Origin of the sequence: Bacillus methanolicus PB1, assembly GCF_000262755.1 — a bacterium.
In the GTDB taxonomy this organism is placed as follows: Bacteria; Bacillota; Bacilli; order Bacillales; family Cytobacillaceae; genus Bacillus_Z; species Bacillus_Z methanolicus.
Map to the genome: position 1 here is coordinate 615764 of NZ_AFEU01000002.1, position 20409 is coordinate 636172.

The 20409-nt window shown below is 37.8% G+C and carries 12 protein-coding genes and 4 pseudogenes; 11 read left to right on the top strand and 5 right to left on the bottom strand.

Features of this window, described 5'->3' with window-relative positions; all coding sequences use genetic code 11:
* Positions 1 to 197: 197 nt before the first annotated feature.
* The 6 genes from PB1_RS08130 to PB1_RS08155 all read left to right on the top strand — a co-directional run bounded on the left by PB1_RS08130 (position 198) and on the right by PB1_RS08155 (position 3836).
* Complete coding sequence (locus PB1_RS08130; RefSeq protein ID WP_003351821.1) at positions 198 to 506, top strand: AbrB/MazE/SpoVT family DNA-binding domain-containing protein; 309 nt, start codon at positions 198 to 200, stop codon at positions 504 to 506.
* A complete protein-coding gene (locus PB1_RS08135) occupies positions 506 to 892 on the top strand; it encodes a type II toxin-antitoxin system PemK/MazF family toxin (RefSeq protein WP_003351822.1) in 387 nt (128 codons plus the stop codon). The genes PB1_RS08130 and PB1_RS08135 overlap by 1 nt, the downstream gene beginning before the upstream one ends.
* A gap of 479 nt (positions 893 to 1371) precedes the next feature.
* Entirely contained in the window at positions 1372 to 1614 is a 243-nt protein-coding gene (locus PB1_RS08140; RefSeq protein WP_003351823.1) for a hypothetical protein, read from the top strand.
* A gap of 726 nt (positions 1615 to 2340) precedes the next feature.
* Positions 2341 to 3015 carry a Mu transposase domain-containing protein gene (locus PB1_RS18070; RefSeq protein ID WP_420796292.1) on the top strand — a complete coding sequence of 225 codons (675 nt, stop codon included), beginning with the start codon at positions 2341 to 2343 and terminating at the stop codon, positions 3013 to 3015.
* Entirely contained in the window at positions 3012 to 3200 is a 189-nt protein-coding gene (locus tag PB1_RS08150) for a hypothetical protein (RefSeq protein ID WP_003351826.1), read from the top strand. Before PB1_RS18070 ends, PB1_RS08150 begins: the two co-directional genes overlap by 4 nt.
* Positions 3201 to 3458: 258 nt before the next feature.
* Positions 3459 to 3836, top strand: coding sequence for a hypothetical protein (locus tag PB1_RS08155; RefSeq protein ID WP_003351827.1), 378 nt, complete (start codon positions 3459 to 3461; stop codon positions 3834 to 3836).
* 389 nt (positions 3837 to 4225) lie between these two features.
* Here PB1_RS08155 and PB1_RS08160 read toward each other — a convergent pair.
* Both PB1_RS08160 and PB1_RS16950 read right to left on the bottom strand, forming a co-directional pair.
* Positions 4226 to 4543: pseudogene (locus tag PB1_RS08160) on the bottom strand (ATP-binding protein); the annotation flags it as partial.
* Between the two features lie 58 nt (positions 4544 to 4601).
* Positions 4602 to 4835, bottom strand: a pseudogene (locus tag PB1_RS16950) (ATP-binding protein); the annotation flags it as partial.
* Between the two features lie 561 nt (positions 4836 to 5396).
* On the opposite strand from PB1_RS16950, the gene PB1_RS08165 reads away from it, so the two are divergent.
* Entirely contained in the window at positions 5397 to 7205 is a 1809-nt protein-coding gene (locus PB1_RS08165; protein WP_003351830.1) for an Ig-like domain-containing protein, read from the top strand.
* Positions 7206 to 7438: 233 nt separating this feature from the next.
* Here the strand turns inward: PB1_RS08165 and tnpC are convergent.
* A pseudogene (gene tnpC, locus PB1_RS08170) lies at positions 7439 to 8318 on the bottom strand (IS66 family transposase); the annotation flags it as partial.
* 205 nt (positions 8319 to 8523) lie between these two features.
* On the opposite strand from tnpC, the pseudogene PB1_RS18560 reads away from it, so the two are divergent.
* Together PB1_RS18560 and PB1_RS08175 are read left to right on the top strand one after the other, a co-directional pair.
* Positions 8524 to 8854 (top strand): annotated as a pseudogene (locus PB1_RS18560) (transposase); the annotation flags it as partial.
* Positions 8855 to 9185: 331 nt separating this feature from the next.
* Positions 9186 to 9656, top strand: a complete 471-nt coding sequence (locus tag PB1_RS08175; protein WP_238533104.1) for a hypothetical protein — start codon at positions 9186 to 9188, stop codon at positions 9654 to 9656.
* A 581-nt stretch (positions 9657 to 10237) separates the two neighbouring features.
* Here PB1_RS08175 and PB1_RS08180 read toward each other — a convergent pair.
* Positions 10238 to 12238 carry an NHL repeat-containing protein gene (locus PB1_RS08180; RefSeq protein ID WP_003351835.1) on the bottom strand — a complete coding sequence of 667 codons (2001 nt, stop codon included), beginning with the start codon at positions 12236 to 12238 and terminating at the stop codon, positions 10238 to 10240.
* 260 nt (positions 12239 to 12498) lie between these two features.
* Here PB1_RS08180 and PB1_RS08185 point away from each other — a divergent pair, with 260 nt between their 5' ends.
* On the top strand, positions 12499 to 15318 hold the full coding sequence (locus tag PB1_RS08185) for a 5'-nucleotidase C-terminal domain-containing protein (RefSeq protein WP_003351836.1): 2820 nt from the start codon (positions 12499 to 12501) through the stop codon (positions 15316 to 15318).
* A 154-nt stretch (positions 15319 to 15472) separates the two neighbouring features.
* On the top strand, positions 15473 to 19042 hold the full coding sequence (locus PB1_RS08190; RefSeq protein WP_155816398.1) for a chitobiase/beta-hexosaminidase C-terminal domain-containing protein: 3570 nt from the start codon (positions 15473 to 15475) through the stop codon (positions 19040 to 19042).
* A 120-nt stretch (positions 19043 to 19162) separates the two neighbouring features.
* On the opposite strand, the gene PB1_RS08195 is transcribed toward PB1_RS08190, so the two are convergent.
* Positions 19163 to 20380, bottom strand: a complete 1218-nt coding sequence (locus PB1_RS08195; RefSeq protein WP_003351838.1) for a hypothetical protein — start codon at positions 20378 to 20380, stop codon at positions 19163 to 19165.
* Positions 20381 to 20409: the final 29 nt, after the last annotated feature.

Below are 20409 nucleotides of genomic sequence, written 5' to 3' on the forward strand. Positions count from 1 at the left end.
ACAATCATTTCACAGTTCAACGTTTGTAACTATACTTGTCGATATATGCTTTTGAGTCTGAAAAAAGGCATTTTTAATTAATAGATTCAAATGATTGCTTTTGCGACGAGAATATTTGTTTGTCGAAAAATCAGGGGTATCATTTTTTGAAAGAATGTATATACTATATATATACATTTTGGGTTGGGGGTGATATAATGAATTCAAAGGAACATTTAGAAAACAAAATAAACCAAAGTAAAGGGGTTGACTACATGTCTACAGTTGTTGCTCAAAAATGGGGAAACAGTTTGGGCATTCGTATCCCAAAAGATGCTGCTGATAAAATAGGTATCGAACAAGGTTCCGAAATGGAATTAAAAGTGATTGGAAATGAAGGCATCATCACATTAAAGCCAAAAAGAATACGGAAGAAATACACATTGGAAGAACTAATATCACAGATTACTCCTGAAAATCGACACAAGGAAATTAATTTCGGGATAGAAGGACGTGAATTGATTTAATGCCAGCAGACGTACCAGAGAGAGGCGATTTCATTGTTTTAAACTTCAATCCACAAGCTGGTCATGAACAGGCTGGGAGAAGGAATGCTATTGTTTTATCGCCTAAAGAATTCAATCATGCAACAGGATTTATAGCTGTTTGTCCAATTACCAATCAAAAGAAGGGTTATCCCTTTGAAGTAGATTTACCAGAAGAAGGAATATCCCTTGATAGCGATGGTTATCCAATAACAGGGGTAGTTTTAACTGATCAAATTAAATCATTGGATTGGAAAGCTCGTAATCTAAAAATTTTAAAGAAGTATGATCTAGAAGATGCTCAAATTGAAGAAATAGATAAAATAATTGATGAATGCCTAGCGAAAATAGCAACATATCTGACCTGACATAATCCTTTCTCTTTTAGAAAGGGTTATTTTTTGTACTTTAAAGTTTCTTGATAATTTTTGCGAAGCTAATTTAGTTGGGTAGGTGTCGAAAAACGAAATTAGTAAGTTGATCGTTTTTATTTTAATTACGGAAGTTGTGAGTCAAACTGGCATTTTACTTGCTTTCTTTTGTCATTAAATCCACAAGAAAAATGAGTCCAGTAAACTGTTCAACATAGCAAAAAACTAGATCTATCAAGGATTTGGTTCTAATCATAAGTATCTGGATAGAAAAAATATGGAATGTTGACGAAAAGTAAGTGCGATTAACCTTAATACAATTAAGGTAACGTTCAACAAAGAAGTTGATGAAACTTCCGCTGAAACCAAATCGAACTATGCTCTTGATGGAGCTGCTTTAGGTGGTAACGACCAAGTAATCTTACAAGATGATAAAAAATCCGTTTTAATCGTATTGGAAACTCCTAAAGGTCAATATGATAAAAACAGTTGTGACAGTGAAAGGAAGCACAATCTATACAAAAGACAAGTTAAAATCTTTTGATAAGGTAGAAAAAGAAGTTACTTTCACTGATTCAACAGTTCCAACAGTTCAATCTGTAACTGCAAAAGGTAATAAAAAACTTGTAGTGAAATTCTCTGAACCAGTAAAAGTACCAAATATCATTGCTGCAGCAGGAAGCTCATTTAAAATCAATGGGAGTGGATTACATCTTTAGGAAGCAGGAGAAAAAAATTAGACCCGTATCATAATCAGATATTAAGCTGGCTAAAGGAGCATCCAGACCTATCTTCTGCTCAAGTGGAGGACTGGTTAAAAGAACGATATCCAACATTGGACGTTGGTGGAAATACCGTTCGCTCTTATGTAAGTGAAATGAGAGATATCTATCATATCCCTAAAGTAATTCGTGTTCGAACGCATGAAGCTGTGGAAGAATTACCAATGGGGCAACAAGTTCAAGTAGATTGGGGGGGGAAATCACCATAAAGAATTCTGAAAATAAAGATGTGAAACTTTACTTTATTACTTTTGTTCTCTCCCACTCTCGCTATAAATATGTAGAATGGCTTGATCGACCTTTTACAACGAGAGATACGATCAGATGTCATGAAAAAGCATTCCAGTTTTTGGGGGAATACCAGAGGAAATCGTATATGATCAAGATCATCTTATAACTGTAAGTGAAAATGCGGGTGATATCATCCTAACTAGTGAATTTCAGGCTTACAAGCAAGAACGCGGATTTCGAATCTACCTATGCAGAAAAGCAGATCCGCAGAGTAAAGGGAAAGTTGAAAATGTTGTCAAATTTGTAAAGAAGAACTTTGCGAAAAATAGAGTATATGCCAATCTAGAGGCTTGGAATGAAAAGTGTCTAGCATGGCTAGAAAGAACAGGAAATTTCAATGTACATCATACAACGAAAAAAAGACCGGTAGAAGTGCACGCCCTCGAAAAGCAACACTTAAAACCAGTCTCTTCCCTGCTCTCTTTTGAGAACACTATTGTAACAAGTATAACAAGAACAGTTCATAAGGACAACGTTATAAAATATAAATCCAATCGTTATTCTCTTCCATTAGGGACTTATCGCCCAAGGGGAGACAATACGGTGTATGTAGAAACCCAAGAGGAAGAGCTCATCATAAGAAGAGAACCACATGGAGAAGTCTTAGCCAGACACCCACTATGCCACGGAAAAGGAGAATTGATAAAGAACCGTCAACATACAAGAGATCGCTCAAAAGGAATTCATGCATACAAAGAAACCGTAATTCGGCAGTTTAAGGATCAAGAAAAAGCAGAGCAGTTTATCCATGAGGTTGGAATCCGTTATCCAAGATACATTCGGGACCAACTACAAGTCATTCAATGTGCCATCACCCAATATCGACAAGATATAGATGAGGCCCTAGCTGTTTGTATCAAAGATCAGTTATGGAGTGCCAATGATCTTCGGGATATTGCCCAACATTTTACTCGATTAAAAGAAACAAAAACTTCGAAACCAAATTCAATTCAAGAACCTAAAAATATCAACCCGGCAATAAAAGCCACAGCAGCAACTAGGGAAATGGATGATTATATCAAGATATTAGGGGGTGCTTCATCATGACGAAAACAGTACAGATCCTTCAAGAGTATTTCCGCCATCTTCGGATGTCGGAAACGGCTAATGAACTGCCCCCGTTACTTCGGAATGCAGAAAAAATGTCTTGGACTTATCAAGAGTTTCTACAGAAGCTGGAAAAAAATCTTGCAAAACGCTGGATTTTTAAATTGCAAAACACACGGTTATAACACTTGGTTATCCACATGTAGTGGGATGGTGTCAAACTTGAGTGACAAGAAAGTGACCATAACTTTATTTGAATATAATTATTTAGAGGTGCTTATTTGGATTTTTATTCGGTATTCGGACCATAATCTTCAATTACTTTAAATATTGAAGTAAATTTAGCGCATAGTGTCTAATCCCTTTTTATAATCATTCTTAAATCTTGAAAATTAGGACCGATAAAAAAGAGTAGTGAATGAAAAAGATAGGGATGGTGCTAAATGCAACTTGAAGAATTGATCAACAAAATAAATAAGAGTTTAGATGAACTTGATTTAGTAACAGCAAGAAAATATATAGAGGAGAATATCGAATTATTAAACAAAAATAAAGCGCTTCTTAATAGTAATGCAAGGGCCTTACTCGAATTTTTAACAGATAATCAAAAATCCGATGTTAAACCTCTTACTAGGCAAGAAATGTCAACTATTAACTCTATTAACATTTACGCCCTAAGGTTTGATATAAGGGGATTAAAACTGTTAATCAAGGATAAAGCTAACTTGTTATCAAGAAAAGATGTAGTTCAGTATTTAAATTCTGACGCTAAGACAATTTTATCGGGAATGGGTGTTATAGAAAAAAAGGACCAACAGTAATGTTGGTTTTTTTGTTGTTTTCAGTAGGAAGATGATGTGAATTAATTATTATGAATATTTTTTTATCAACAAATTATTTGTATTGTGAAAGTAATCATCTTGATTGCTTTTTTTACATACAATAAGCTAAATCTTCAAAAAGTAGGTCGAATATTTAAAAATTTATTACTAAACAGGTGCATTAGCTAGCAGCAAATAATCGAATAATATATGCAATTTATATATTTGAATTAACTCTCTTAAAATTGGAAATTACTAAGTTAGTAATGAATTTTTAAGGGTGTGTTTTTTTGCGAAAATGAAAGATATTACTGGAATAAAATTTGGATTACTTACTGCTATAAAGGTTATTGTGTAACCGTCAAGTAGTTTTGAACACTTTTTGCTAACTAATTTTGAACACTATCTTTTCCGAAAATGGTAGTTCGATGCTTAATCCTGTAGCTGTCATTATCATTTAGTTGGATAACTTCTACTCTATGAAGCAATCGATCTAGAATAGCTGTAGTAATTCCTTGATCCCCCATCAATTCTCCCCACTGTTCAAGCCCTTTATTAGAAGTCAGGATGATTGAACTTCTTTCGTATAAATGGTTGATCAGGTGAAATAATACATTAGCTTCCCGTTGATCCATTGCCATGTACATTAAATCATCAATAATGACCAAATCTGATCCTTTTATTCTTTTAAGCTGCATTTGTATTTTTGGCAAGTAAAAAATGTATCAAATGGCAATTAAAAATGTACCACTTGCCACTCCCATTTTATTTACTCTGTAATATTGAATCTCTTAATCGACGGCTATTACCGTTAAAGAACAATAAATGTGAATGGTGGATTAACCGATCAATAACAACTTCTGTCAAGATTTGATCGCCAAACACGTGATTCCACTGCCCGAACTTTAGGTTGGTCGCCATAATTAAACTTCTGGTTTCATAACACATAGAAATGATCCGAAACAACAATTCTGCATCTTACTTTTGCAGAGGAATATATGTTTTCTTTCACTTCTACCTTCTCAACAACAAAGCCAGTTACATCAGAGATTTCGAAAACCTTATACTTTATCTTTTACGTTTCCATATACATCCTTCCACAATAATGTTATATGACTTTCCTGCTTCAAGTTTAGCTTTATTTCTAGCAATCAAATCAGCTTTAGCGATTGTCGCAATAGATTTTCCACCATCAACAGAGTAAGATACTCCGCCAGCACTGATTGCTTCTGCAACTGGGTATTGTGCCTGATAATGAGATTAATGCGTTACTTGCCGAACTTGAGGAAAGGTGTCTGTCACTCCACGAAAAATCTTGTTTCACAGGAATGTTTCACGAGGGATTTGGTATAGTTTTTAAAAAGATTAAGGAAGCCATCTGCAGAGCTTTTTGTATTTGTGAAAAAAAAGAGCAAGTTGAAGTTTTTTCACATCCTTTAGCTTTACTTATTAATACTGGACATTAATCCACTTATATATTCACTTTCCCTAAATATATAAATATAGTAAAATATTACTAGTATTAAATAGACAAATATTTTCTAGAAAGGAAGAAAGATTTTGAACAAACATAGAATAGCATTTTTGTTTCTATTATTTCTTTTTATGATTGTTCCATTCCATGTAAGTGCTGCAGAGGCAATTCAACCATTGCCCACACCAAAAAAAGAGGAAATCAAACAGAAATGGATTGAGCTAGATCAAAACAGATTTAGTTTGGAAAATCCGTTTCTCGAGCAGCCATCCGTTCAACTACCATATAGAGCGGGGGTTTTACATAAAGAGTATATTAAGCAGGGAGTAAATACGGCCAATTTTTATCGGTACATGTCCGGCCTTCCTATGAATCTGATCGATACAGATGAATTAAATGCTATTTCCCAATATGGAGCCGTGGTAACAGCGAAAAATGGGTTCTTATCACATTATCCTCAACGTCCTGCGGATATGCCTGAAGATTTTTATGAGAAAGGGTATGAATCTGCAAGTACTAGTAATCTTGCACAAATGTTGCAGGGAAGTGAAACAAGAAATTTTCTTTCTTATTCTGTAGATATGTATATGGATGATTCTGATCCCTCCAATATCAGCAGAGTCGGTCATCGGATGTGGGTGTTGTCACCAAATATCTCAGAAATCGGATTTGGATTGGCTCCGGGAGGGAAATATTGGTTTTCACCGCTAAATGTCATAAGTAGCTTTGATTGGGAACCAAAGTTTTCTTACAACTATTTTGCTTATCCGAGTACAGGCTCTTATCCGAAAGAATATTTCGAAGTGGATGCCGCTTGGTCTATCAGCCTGAATCCTGACTTGTTCAATGTGAACGAAGCAAACGATTTAACTGTAAAATTAGTCCGTGAATCAGATGGGAAAACATGGGATTTTACATATGGGCAGGACACGAATGAAGGGGGAGAAAAATATTTTAATTATTCAACAGGCTACGGTGGAGTTAATTCCATTATATTTCGACCAGATAATTTAGATTATATTCAGAATGGTGAAAAATTCACGATTACAGTAAAAGGATTGGTTGATGAATATGGAAACGAGCTTCCAATCCATTATACGACAGATTTTTTTGACTTAATACCTGACAGGGCTTACGGAAAAATTATTGATGCCGATACGAGCAAGCCGATTTCGAATGCTAAAGTTCATTTTTATAAAGTTTCATCTAAGGGAAAGTCCTTCTATAAAACTTTGATTTCTGATACTAATGGGGAATATGATTACAGTGGATTTCCTTTAGGAAAATATGTGCTGAAAGTAGAACATCCGGATTACAATTTCTTATGGAATACGGAATTGGTTCTAGAGAACAATCGTGACCGTTACGATGCTTACAATGGTGAAATTTTTGTTTATTCTAAACCAGTAATTACACCTAATGTTAACAAAGTAACAGATCAATCTGTCGCTATTTCTGGAAAAGCAGAGGCAAATAGACAGATTGTCATTCGAATAGGGAAAAATACTTGGACAACTCGTACGAATAGCAAAGGAATTTTTTCGGTATCTATTCCAAAGCAAAAAGCCGGTACTATTATAAAAATTTTTGCTGCGTCTGAAAACGGAAAAGTAAGCGAAGATGTTATAGTTCGTGTTGTCGACGTTACGCCGCCAGCTCCACCAAAAGCTGCTACTATTACTACCAAGTCAAAAATTATTACAGGTACTGCTGAACCAAATGCTTCTATTAAGATCTATCTTTCAAATAAATATATAGCAAAGGTGAAAGCTTCTAAAGATGGAAAGTTTTCGTACCAAATCAAACCGCAGAAAGCAAATACCATAGTAAAGCTAATAGCATATGATGCTGCCGGCAATCATAGTAAACCGATTGTTACAAGAGTGAAAAAATAGATCAGAATGGTGCCTGTTAGAATGAGTGCCTGTCACCATCCGAATTATTTACACTTTTACTATCCTAAAATGTGAGGAACTGCTGATGATTTGGATTCATTATCGTTATTAGTATTGAATTTATTTTATATTGGACATCTTTAGGTCTTTAAGGTTTTATCTTAGGGTTAGTTTTGTTTATTCGTAAGTGTCAAATAATCCCCACCTACAAGAGATGGGGATTTAGTTATGATTTAAGTATTCTTTTTAAACACACGACAAATTAATGGGATCGTTGATGACCAAGGCATTAATTGATCCAAGGCATCTTTATCTTGGGTTTCCATGTTTGGTAGTTTCTCAAAAAGATAGGTGAGATAGGCAAATGGATTTAAGTTATTCTCTTTAGCTGTCTCAATAATACTGTAAATTGTTGCACTTGCTTGAGCCCCCGTGTGGTGTTGGCAAACAACCAATTTTTGCGGCCAATGACAAATGGCTTGATCGAACGTTCGCTACGGTTATTATCGATTTCTAACCGACCATCTTTTAAAAAGCCCACTAATTTATCCCATTGGTTTAGGCAATATTGGATTGCCTGGCCAAGGGCGCTTTTTGGAAGGACTTTTGACCTTTGAATTTTAAGCCCTGCTGAAAAAGCCTCCAGTACTGGCTGGCTGCGTTCCAAACGACTATGATAGCGTTCTCCAGGAGTTGAATCCTTTAAGTCACGCTCTATCGCAAAAAGTTGATTACAGAAATTGAGTCCTTCCTTGGCAGCTACCGGAGCCGACTGCTTTGAAGCCGGAAGAGCCTTTAAGTCTTCATCAAACTTACGCCTTGCATGTGCTCAACAACCTACCAGGGTTACATGAGGCAGCCCTTGAAACCATTCAGAAACTTACGAGGATGTTCCTTTCCCCGTGTCTGTTGGTATTCATAAAGAGCAATCGGCGGACCTTCTCTTCCTGTACGATAAAGCCACATATAAGAAGTGGATGTTGGCTTTCGACCCGGTTCATGAAGTACCTGTAAAGTGGTTTCATCCGCATGGAGAATCTCCTGTTTGAGTAAATGATCCTTCATCCGATCATAAATCAAACGTAACCACTGATCTGCGCCATAGATCATCCAGGGTATGAAAAAGAAAACGAAAACATCCACCCAACCAACTAAAGTAAATGTATTGGAACTAAAATGTGTAGATATCATCTTTCATAACTGGTTCTGCGGTTATTACCCAAACCGGGGAGCCAAATGAGTTCTACAAATTATCATGTTGAATATCGAAAAGTTTACAACTACATATACGATTTTGACATTAAAAGGCTTCTTTGATAATCCGGAAACCGCCTTTCGGAGTGATCGAAAAGCCCTTCGCTTCATTGATCCGAATTATGTTATTCAATGCTTTTCTGCATTGTAAGACTAGGAAAGTCTATAAATCGGGTTCGGGTTGTATCAGTTTCATGGGCCAAAAATACGGAGTCAGGTTGTAGTTTATCGGTTGTAAAGTGGACGTTGTATACGATTATGCGGATCTAAAGGAACTCACTATTGAGTATGAGGAGCATACTTCCTTCAAAGCACGCAAACTAGTGATTGGTGAAAGGGTGGGCAAGTGGCCACTCCTGCCTCCCAATCTTCTGGCACAAGCAGCTGATGGGTCCTAGATGTACAATTGGACAAAGAGGATGGTGGTTTTCACATTATTGTTGGAAAGAGAGGTGCATGCTAAGCAGCTAGTAAAGTCGTCAAAATTTTTCTTAAATTAGAAGAATATGGTTGACAATGCAATTCATCAGATGATATCATTACATCACATAAAGTGATATCACCTGTTGAAGGGGTTGTAAAACTTTGTATAAAAAATTTGTATTAAGATTGAGTGAAGAGAAGTATCAAATGTTAGTAAGTATGTCAGGTGAAAAGAGCCTCAATCAATACATCAATGAGGTTCTCGATTCACACATTCTAAAAATAAAGGGGAGAAATACTCAGATGGAAAAAGTAGTAATTGGTGAAATGAAGCATAGCGATTTGCGTGAGGCAGTGGTAGTAACTCAACAACCATGGTTTATGGAAATTCTTGATAAATATAATATTTATTTCTTCTCACCCCAAAAAATTGTCAAACCAATGATGTCATTGCTGTTCTACGGAGATTCTGATTGTGAACCTGCTAAAAGCATAAGTCGATTCGGCAAAGTCTCTCATATTTATCGATATGTCACAAGAGAAGATCTCGATTCTATTCCAGAAGTGCAAGGTATTCTTAATGATCCTCAATTTGCAGATGAAATATTAAGTTGGGGTAAATATCAAATTGTTGTACTTTCAGAAGTTACGCTACTTGAGAATCCCCTTCCTTTGACTAAAGACTATATAAATCATCCAAGAATAATAGTTAATAGAGAGACGACCTTTGCCAAATTTTTAGGTGCAAAAAAAATTGACGATTTGTTTAAATAGAAAAGATCAAATCAAAACAATTGGTACCGTAGAAGTGTTAACAGTACAGGATACAACACTCAGTATAAAAATATAGGAGTATTGTAAAGTATGAAGACGAGAGTTTGGAAAAATGGACACTGGAAGAATTAGATTTTGATACGCCTAATCAAATACTGGATTAACATGATTTGTGAATGTGCCTGTCACTCCTAGATTAATGTCGAAGAGTAATAGGTTAGAAGGAAGGCTCTGTGGAGAAAAATTTCCGCAGGGCTTTTCTTTTGTCTTCCATTTTTATAAAAAAATCCGAGCAAAGCAAGTGGAAAAAAGTGAGATAGTTGTAAAGAAAAAAGATAAGTGATTGCAACAGCATAAAAAAGAACACCTGACATCGGTGTTCATTACAACAAGTTGAGTAACGCTTTTTATTTTGCTGTTTTTACTTTTTCTTTTAGTTTCTGAATTTCAGAATAACTTTTTGACATAAATAATTCCCCGCCCAAAAGCTAAGTGTCAAACCCCACAACCACCATAAATACAACATTACGTTAATGAGGACAATATATGGTGGATTAAATGTGAGGTCAGACACATGCAGGTCAGCCCTTTAACATCCATAAATTTCCTTTTACTTTGTAGTATATGTTGCCAAAATTGTCCTGTGCGATATCCTCTGCACCATTCAGTAAAAATTCTAATCGGTTTGTTTTTGGATTGACACGAAACAGCTTTTGTTCTGCTACGCCGTAAATCCAACCGTCTTTTCCTGTTAAGAGAACACCATTGCGAATGTGACCGCTTGTTTTTGGCACTACTTTAATAACAGCGGTTGTTTTTTTCTTCGGGTCGTAGGAAAATAAATTGCCATCAGCCAGTCCCCATACTCTACCGTCAGGACCTGTTGTAAGGGCATGAATCAGGCGCGGATGTGTTAATGGCAGCTTAATTTTTTCAATTGAACCTGTTGGCTTTTTAGCTGACAAACGGAAGAAAACTGCATCTGCTTTTCCTTCTAAATTTTTGCCGCTAAAAATCGAAGTTCCTCCGTATACATACCCGTTATTGTAAGTTAATGCCGTGATGCTCTGTTCAGGGATGAGGTTGCGGCGTGTGATTTTTTGTTTTGTTTGGACATTGTACACGGTAAGAGCTCCGCCGATTTCTCCATTTTTTGGGTGCGAACCGATAAATAGCGTATGATTAACGGCGGTCATTGCCAGCGGCCGGTCTTGACCGTAGCCGATAGAGAACAGCTGTACAGCCTGTGTCCGCTTGTTAGGGTCCCATTCATAAATCTTCGCACCCGGGTAAGCGCCGAGATACAGCTTCCCATTTAGTGAAAACATGCTTTCCGCTTGGCCGACATTTTTGACGACCATGGTTTGTCTAGAAACGGGGTTAAAGATGCCAAGTTGACCGGAGACGAAGCCGCTGCTGTATATCCATCCATTAGGACTGGATTCGATGTTGTAAATCGTAACTGCTTGCGGAGGCAGGGGAAGCTTGTCAATTTTTTTCTCGCCTGATTTCGGATTATAGAAAAGATATGTCCCTGAGTTGCCTAGAAGGCCGGCTAAAGCATAACTGCCATCACGGAGCTTAACAAAATCAAGGGAAACCGCTTCCGTTCCTTTCAGTGTTCCCGGTATAGTTGCGCTTTTTTTTGTTTCTAAATCAAAACGATACAATTGATATCGGTGCGTGTAGTACACCGCGTTTTCACCAGGTGATTTTAGCGATACGCCGCGAGAACTTGCCGGCAATTCTCCTAAAAATCTATATGTTTTTGCGTCAAAAAATAAGATTTTTTTGCTTGGTTCTAGTTTCGCAAACAGTAAATTGTTTGCTGCATCTAAATCGTATACGGAAGTTTCCCCTTTATATTTTTTTGGCAGAATGGGAAGTTTTTTATTTGTTTTTAAATTCCAAGCTGCAAGCTCTGCTTTGGCACCTAATCCAATAAATAATGTTTGAGAAGCCGAAGAATAGGCGAGGCTTCGCGCTAATTTTTTGCCGGGAATTATTTGTCCGTAATTAGTAAACCCTTTTCCTTTTGTATATTTAAAAACATTTCCACCTGACGAACTGCTTCCGTATATGTTATTGCCGACGAACTCCAGATCTTGAATCGATGTTGAGGTCGAATTGCTTGCTTTTCCGAGATCTGTTAATTTTTTTGTATCCGGATTATAGCTGTATAAATGCTCTGTTGGCGTTCCGCCAATCCATACGATTCCGTCTTTGCCGACAGTAATGGCCCAAGCGCTTGTGGATGAGCCGAGCGGCTTTTCTTCGACAATTTTTTTCGCTTCAAGGTCTACAACAACAAGCTTTGCCGGCTCTCCTTGCATCGTAATATACATCTGCGCTTTTCCGCTGCTTGTTGTTCCGGCAGCTGCATTCACTGCGATAACGTTTTGGATTTGCGGTCCTATTTTGATAGACGAGTAGCGCGAATTGCCAACCGCTAATTGAACTTTTTCATTGCCCGTGTATGAAGCGTAATTCCCCGGCTCTGCTGCCTTGGAAAATGAAAACGGTGCAGTAAAACTGCTAATGATCACTAGCACGAAGATAAGTAATGTCCGAATGGCCATCATTACTCTGATTCCCTCCTTGTAAGTTTATTAGTTTTATCATAATAGAAAATAGACTATCGATAAAAAAGAAAAATAATTTTGTTTTAAATTTGTTAGTTTTGCCCCTGAAATATTCAGACAATAAATAATAAACAAAAAATTAACAATTTATTTACAGCCTATATCTTTCATCAATATACAAAATACGGTAATTTGGTTTATGGGATTAATTTACTGTAATTATCTTGGTAATAAAAATTTTTAGAATAGGAGAATAAAGAATGAGAAGGAGAAAAACTAAAAAGTTAGTAATATCTATTGCTACTGTGGCTGCTGTTGCCACTAATGCAGTTGTCGTTTCCAATCCTGCTCAAGCCGCCGCGACGAGTAACGCGGAGAAACTCGTTGTAAAAGCCGAGAAACTCGCAAAATCGTTAAAATCGCAAATTTCTTATGAATATCGAAAAAAAACTTATCCCAAAAATGCCTTAGATTATCCAAATATGGGACTGTTTAATGAAACAAAAGCAGCATTGGAAGCTGCTCTTGAAGAAGTAAAAAAACTAAAAGGTAAAGAAAAAGAAACTTTTGAGGCTCGTCTCTCGCAAAATGTTCAACTATACGTCGATCGTGCTACCTCCTATATAGACGCTGTAACAGCCGGCAAAAAAATCGAAGCGAAAGCAAATAAATTAGAACAATTAATTTCATCAAACATAATAGATGACTCAACTGAAACGGCTTATCATGACTTAACAAAAGAAATTACCAGATATTCTCCTGTTTTCAATAAAGTATATGATGCTTCTACTCGCAGCGCGTTTGTTGATACATATGTCAAACCTGCACAACTAGCAAGAGATGCGGCGTTATACCCAATTTCTATTAAAATAGAGACAGACCGTTTGAACAATGCACTCAATGAAAATAAGCTTGACCAAGTTATTTATCATAAAAACCGTATTGATAAATTATTGAGCGATGGTGTAAAGCATGGAAAATTGAAAGAATATAGTAATCTATTAAAAAGCGTATTAGATTACGTAAAGCGAATTTTAGGTAAGCTACTGGACACTACTGCACCGAAGGTTTCTTTAGTTTCTGATAGCCAAGTGACAATTGGAAAAGATATTGTAGTAAGAGCTAATGAATTAGGAACAGTCTATTTAGTTCCAAGTAATGAAACTCCTTCAAGCAAGAGTGCTCTTGAAACTTTAGTTACAAATGGAATTGCTAGGAAGGCAACCGTGTCTTCTATTAATAGAGAAATTAAAATTAGTACAACTGGACTAACATCAGGTACATATAAAGTATATGCTGTAGATCTTCTAGGAAATGTTTCGAATCCCACAGAAATAGTAACTCTAACCCCTTTTAAACTAACAGTCATGCACACAAACGATACCCATGCACATTTAGACAATATTGCCAGACGCATCACTGCAATTAAGCAGGTAAGACAAGCAAACCCTAACTCGCTGTTATTAGATGCAGGAGACGTGTTCTCAGGAACATTGTATTTTAGCGAATTTAATGGACTGGCAGATTTAGAGTTTATGAATCTTGCAGGCTATGATGCCATGACATTTGGAAATCATGAGTTTGACAAAGGAACTGCAACTTTGGCTAACTTTGTCAAGGATGCTAAATTCCCATTTGTCAGCGCAAATGTCGACTTCTCTAAAGATGATAACCTAAAAGTACGTTTCAATAATAGATTATCTTCAAATCCGGAAAATGGACAAATTTATAATGGAATCATAAAAAAAGTAAATGGAGAAAAGATCGGTATCTTTGGCCTGACAACAGCTGAAACGAAATACATTTCAAGTCCCGGTAAAGATGTAGTCTTTGAAGATTACATTGAAGAGGCGGAAAAAGCAGTTGAAGCGTTCGAATCTCAAGGGGTTAATAAAATTATCGCTTTAACCCATATAGGGTATAACGACGGCGGCGGAGATAACGACCTTACGTTAGCAAAGGAAGTTGAAGGAATAGACGTTATCGTTGGCGGACATTCTCACGATAAGCTTGCTGCACCGGTTGTTGATCAAACAGGTGAAGAGCCGACCATTATTGTTCAAGCGAATGAATACAGCAAGTTCCTTGGTACGCTGGATGTTGAATTCGATAAGAACGGAAAAGTGATCGGCCACGCAGGAAAGTTAATCGAAATTGATAAAAAAGTAAATAACGCTTATGAGTTGCAAGATGATTCTGAAGCAGCTCAAATTTTGGCTGCAAAATACAAACCTACAGTTGTAGAAAAGCAAAATACTGTTGTTGGACAAGCAGCTGTAGATTTAATTGGTGGAAATCCGCCTGCACGTGTTGGTGAAACAAACTTAGGAAATTTGATTACTGACGGCATGCTGGCAAAGGCGAAAACCATTAATCCGGATACAGTCATTGCTCTCCAAAACGGGGGCGGAATTCGTGTTTCTGTCCCAGCCGGAAACATTACATTAGCAAAAATATTGGAAGTATTGCCTTTTGGAAACTCGTTGGGATTAATGAGACTAACAGGTGCTGAAATCAAAGAGGCGCTTGAATTCAGTGTAAAAGACGTTCCAAAACCTTTTGGCGGGTTCTTGCAAGTTTCCGGTATGAAATTCATATATGACAGCAGAAAACCGGCAGGCGAAAGAGTGTTGACAGTGGAAGTGAACGAAGGAGGCAACTATGTTCCGCTGGATCCTGCTAAAACATACGTGGTTGCTACAAATATCTTTACCGCAAAAGGCGGAGATGGCTACACCATGTTCGCTAAAGCTTACGCAGAAGGACGCGTTAGCGAACCGGGATTTGTTGATTGGGAAATGTTCAGAGACTATATTTCAGCTCAACCGAATCAAACGGTAAATCCATCAGTGGAAGGACGAATCATTGATGCAGCGGCTGCAATAACACCTGTAAACGCATCTGATTTCAGTGGAACGGTACAATCTCCTAAAGTTCACAATGGAAACATCTCTGTAGATGTAACGGGAGTTGACAAATTAGAATATGCAACTGTAAAAGGCGACTTATATTTAAAAGGAAACAGTGAGATTGTTTTAGACCATGTTACGGTAGAAGGTGAAACTTATTTCCTTGACTAAATAAAACAGGATGCTGTCTCAGAAGCTTAAGGGTCAGACCCCATTAATGTTGGATAATGTGCTATATATTGATAAATGCTCATGAGGGCAGACCTAGACCTTTATGAGACAGCCCTCAATGTATGGAAGAAAATATGAACATGGAGAGGATATAATGAAGAAAAGGCGTCAAAGGAAGCATTTCAACATTGCAATCATTTTTGCAGTGGTCTTGAGTCTCTTTGCCCCGGTTAATGTATCAAAAGCAGCCGAAGCAATGACAGTTGCTCAAGCAATTGCCAATAATTCTGGAAACGCAACAGTCGAGGGTTATATCGTTGGAGTTGTAAAATCAGGGAGCGGCTCAAGTATTACGTACGCACATACAGGGCCATTTACTGTCGATACGAACCTTGCACTCGCAGACAACCCTAATGAAACAGACAAATCAAAAATAATCCCTGTACAGCTGCCAAGTGGCTCTATTCGAACAGCCCTTAACTTAAAAGATAATCCCGCTAACCTGGGGAAAAAGATTCAAATTACCGCAAGCTTGGAAGCTTATTTTAGTGTACCTGGCCTTAAGTCACCAACAACTTATACATTTGTTGAGGACACAAACCCAACAAAAGTCCAACCAGTCACTGCTTCCCCTGCAGCCGGAGCAGTAGCAGCTGGAACAACAGTAACACTATCCACAGCAACAGCAGGTGCAAAAATTTATTATACAACTGACGGAAGTGAGCCAACAGAAACAAGTACGGAATATACCGGGCCAATTACCATTGACAAAGATGTAACGATTAAAGCAATGGCCACAGCAAACGAGCTTGAAAATAGCGATGTTCAGACTTTTACTTATACAATTCTGCAAGAACAATCAATTGCTGATGTTAGAAAGCAAGCAATCGGCGCACAGGTGAGCACAACAGGAATCGTGACGGCAGTATTAAAAAATACCGTCTATATCCAAGATGAAACGGCCGGAATCGTCCTATACGGTTCAGGATTAAATGTTAAACGCGGCGATAAAGTACGTGTAAAAGGAGCTTTAGCTGATTTTAATACGTTATTGGAAATTAATGTTCAAGCAAGTGATGTACAAGTAATCGGATCAGAAACCGTTCCGCAGCCGCAAGTGTTAACAGCAGACCAGCTCCAGGAAGACAAAGAAGGGATGCTTGTATCTGTTAACAATGTAACCGTTGAATCTTTTTCCAACGGCAATTATACTGCCAAGGATGGCAACGGAAATACATTTGTCATTCGTCCGGAGGATACGAGCCTGCTTTCCGTTAATAAAACTTACACATCAATTACCGGCGTTTTAGGCGCGTATAAAAATACTTATCAGTTAATTCCGCGTGATGCAGCTGATATAATTTCCGATTCAAATAAAGTACAGGCTATTGCCGCAACGCCAGGTTCAGGACTCGTAAAGAAGGGAGAAACGGTAACATTATCAACAGCAACAGAAGGCGCAACAATCTATTACACAACAGACAACAGCGAACCTACGACAAACAGTCTCGTTTATAATGGACCTATTCCCATTACTGAAAACACAACGCTAAAAGCGGTTGCGGTGAAGGATGGATTTAAAAATAGTGATATAGCCACTTTCCAATACATCATTCAAGACGGAGAGATTCGCATTCATGATATTCAAGGCATAGGTCATACTTCACCACTTGATGGAAAAAACGTATCAGATATAGAAGGCATTGTAACTTTTGTAGTAGACTCTGATAACTTATATATGCAAGATTTGCAGCCGGATCATGATGATAAGACATCAGAAGGAATATTAGTTTATAAAAAATCTCATGGCGTAAATGTCGGTGACGTTGTAAAGGTATCCGGACAAGTGAAAGAATATGTATTAGAGGGATATGCTGAAAAATTACAGACCGATTTGCCGGTCACCGAAATAAATGCGTCATCAGGATCCATTACAAAGGTTTCAAGCGGACAACCGCTTCCTGCACCGATTGTGATTGGAAAAGACCGCACCCTTCCGACTGAAATTATTGATAATGACAGTTTCACTAAATTTGATCCGGAAGAAGACGGAATCGACTTCTTTGAAAGCTTAGAAGGAATGCTTGTGCAGGTAGATCATCCAAAGGTCGTTGCACCGCAAAAATATGGTGAGGTCATCGTTGTTCCTGAAGCAATACCGACGAATACAATAGCCGGTGGATTAAAAATTTCAGAAACAGATTACAACCCTGAAAGAATTATGATTGATATTAATGATGAAAACTTCGTGGCAAAAACGGGGGATCATTTTAATGGCTCCATCAAGGGGGTTGTTAGTTATAGTTTCAGCAACTATAAAGTATTAAGCAAAAAGGCTGATTTGCCGCCGCTTATTGAAGGAGCAACCGCTCGTGAAACGACAACGATTACACGGGACCCGGAGAAACTGACAATTGCTTCTTATAATGTAGAAAATTTTTCAGCAGAAACCGATGACGCAAAAGCAACAAAGTTGGCACAAGCAATCGTTGAAAATCTGAAGCAGCCGGATATTATCGGTTTGTCAGAAATGCAGGATAATGACGGGGAAACAGACAGCGGAAATACCAATGCAGATCAAAGTTTTGCAAAATTAATCAACAAAATTAAAGAGCTTGGCGGACCGGAATACGCTTATACCGATATCGCTCCTGAAAATAATAAGGATGGCGGTGCTCCCGGCGGAAATATTCGCGTCGGCTTCCTTTATAAAAAAGAACAAGTATCTCTCATGGAAGCGCCAAAAGGCACTGCCACACAAGCAGTTGGTTTTGAAAATGGAAAGCTGACATTAAATCCGGGCCGCATTGACCCGACAAACCCTGCATTCGATTCTAGCCGTAAGCCGCTGGCAGCCCAGTTTGAATTTAACGGAAAAAGTGTGATCGTCGTAGCCAACCATTTCAACTCAAAAGGCGGGGACCTTCCTTTATTCGGAAAGGTACAGCCTCCGGTATTAACAAGTGAGGCAAAACGCCTTGAAATTGCAAGAATCGTCAACAATTTTGTAAAAGATATTAAATCGAAAGATCCGAATGCAAATATTGTGGTATTAGGAGACTTTAATGACTTCGAATTCTCAAATCCTTTAAAAACACTAAAAGGAAACGAGTTAACGAATATGATCGAGAAAGTTCCTGCAGAAGAGCGCTATTCGTACACATATCAAGGGAACTCCCAAGTGCTTGATCACATTTTAGTATCGAATAACTTGGCACAATCAACCATCGTCGATATTGTCCATATCAACTCATCCTTTATGGAGGAGCACGGACGTGCAAGCGACCATGATCCGGTGATCATTCAGACACAGTTAGGAACTGCACAGCCGAAATATGATAAGATTTATAACCTTGTTGGATTCTCAACGAAAAAACTAACCGTTCAAACTGCCAACTCTCTGATCAACATGGACAGCACTTCAGTAATTAGGGAGGGAATCTGGTTAAAGAACTCAGCCACTGTAAAAGGTGAAGGGCTAAAAAATACGAAAATTATCATCAGCCCAACTTCAAAAGATGCTGTCATTGACTTAAGCGGGGTTGAAGTAAAAGAAGTGTTAATCGACAACGCCAATGTAAAAGAAATTAGAGGCGCAGAAAACGTTCAATTATGGACGGTAACGAACGGAGTCGATACTTCTAATATTATATTCAAGGATTCAAAGGGAGAAGTGATTACTTCTCCTTTTTTATATATGAAACAAAAAGAGGCTGTCTCATAAGGGTCTGACCCCATGCACATTTATCAATAAATAGCACATTTATCCAACATTATGTTCTATATATTGTGTTATGGGGTCTGACCCTTGGGCTTTAAGACAGCCTCTTATCGGAAATCCAGTTTATTCTTCTGTGCCAACTGCTACTTTAACTGTTGCTTCTTCAGTACCCTTTTCTTGAAGAGTAGAAAGTACTGCAGAGTTTGGAGCTGCATGCAATTTCGCGTTTTCACTAGCACGCTCGCTTGCCATAGCTTTTGCTTTGTTTGCAGCAGAAGGGTTTACTTTAACCTTAGTTTCTTCTTGCTCTTCAGAATCTTCATCTGCATCTTGGTCATCTTCAGTTTTAGCTTTTACATCTTTATCAAGATCAGTAAGTTCTGTAGAATCCTCATCAGCATCTTGGCCGTCCTCAGATTTCACTTTCACATCTTTATCAAGGCCAGCAGCTTCTTCAGAATTAGCATCGCTAGTTGCAGTTAAATTTATTTTTTCGTCAGCATTTACTTCTTCTTCAACTGTTGCACGAACAGCAGAATTTGGAGCTGCATGCAATTTCGCGTTTTCACTAGCACGCTCGCTTGCCATAGCCTTTGCTTTGTTTGCAGCAGAAGGGTTTACTTTAACCTTAGTCTCTTCTTGCTCTTCAGAATCTTCATCATCATCTTGGTCATCTTCGGTTTTAGCTTTTACAACTTTATCAAGATCAGTAAGTTCTGTAGAATCCTCATCAGCATCTTGGCCATCTTCAGTTTTCACTTTCACATCTTTATCAAGGCCAGCAGCTTCTTCAGAATTAGCATCGCCAGTTGCAGTTAAATTTGTTTTTTCGTCAGCTTTTACTTCTTCTTCAACTGTTGCACGAACAGCAGAATTTGGAGCTGCATGCAATTTCGCGTTTTCACTAGCACGCTCGCTTGCCATAGAGTTTGCTTTATTTACAGTAGAAGGATTTACTTTTTCTTCTTTTGCAGCAATCTCTGTTTGCTTTTCAACTTTTGAATCAGCTTTTACAGTTTCTTTAGCTCCAGTTTTACCCTTTTCCGCTGCTTTTGCCTGTACCGCAGATTTAGCAGCAGCATGAGTTTTCGCCGTTTCGCTTGCATTTACGCTGCCTTGTGCCTTTGCTTTATTGACCACGGAAACATTCGCTTTTACACGAGAAGCTTTAAAGTCGGAAGTTTGCTCAACTTTCACTGTATTAACTTTTGTTGCGTTAACTGCATGATGACCTTGACTAGCTGCTTCACTAATATGACCTCCGGCGAATACACCAATTGAAAGTACCCCTGCCAACACAAAAGATTTTACGACTGTATTTCCTTTAACGTTAAATTTCATTTTAAAATTCGCTCCTTTTTTCTTTTAAT

Coding starts and splice junctions, on each gene's coding strand:
- PB1_RS08195 (WP_003351838.1), bottom strand. CDS start 20,380: ATGAAATTTAACGTTAAAGGAAATACAGTCGTAAAATCTTTTGTGTTG.
- PB1_RS08150 (WP_003351826.1), top strand. CDS start 3,012: ATGACGAAAACAGTACAGATCCTTCAAGAGTATTTCCGCCATCTTCGG.
- PB1_RS08185 (WP_003351836.1), top strand. CDS start 12,499: ATGAGAAGGAGAAAAACTAAAAAGTTAGTAATATCTATTGCTACTGTG.
- PB1_RS08140 (WP_003351823.1), top strand. CDS start 1,372: ATGATAAAAACAGTTGTGACAGTGAAAGGAAGCACAATCTATACAAAA.
- PB1_RS08180 (WP_003351835.1), bottom strand. CDS start 12,238: ATGATGGCCATTCGGACATTACTTATCTTCGTGCTAGTGATCATTAGC.
- PB1_RS08175 (WP_238533104.1), top strand. CDS start 9,186: ATGGAAAAAGTAGTAATTGGTGAAATGAAGCATAGCGATTTGCGTGAG.
- PB1_RS08130 (WP_003351821.1), top strand. CDS start 198: ATGAATTCAAAGGAACATTTAGAAAACAAAATAAACCAAAGTAAAGGG.
- PB1_RS08155 (WP_003351827.1), top strand. CDS start 3,459: ATGCAACTTGAAGAATTGATCAACAAAATAAATAAGAGTTTAGATGAA.
- PB1_RS08190 (WP_155816398.1), top strand. CDS start 15,473: ATGAAGAAAAGGCGTCAAAGGAAGCATTTCAACATTGCAATCATTTTT.
- PB1_RS08135 (WP_003351822.1), top strand. CDS start 506: ATGCCAGCAGACGTACCAGAGAGAGGCGATTTCATTGTTTTAAACTTC.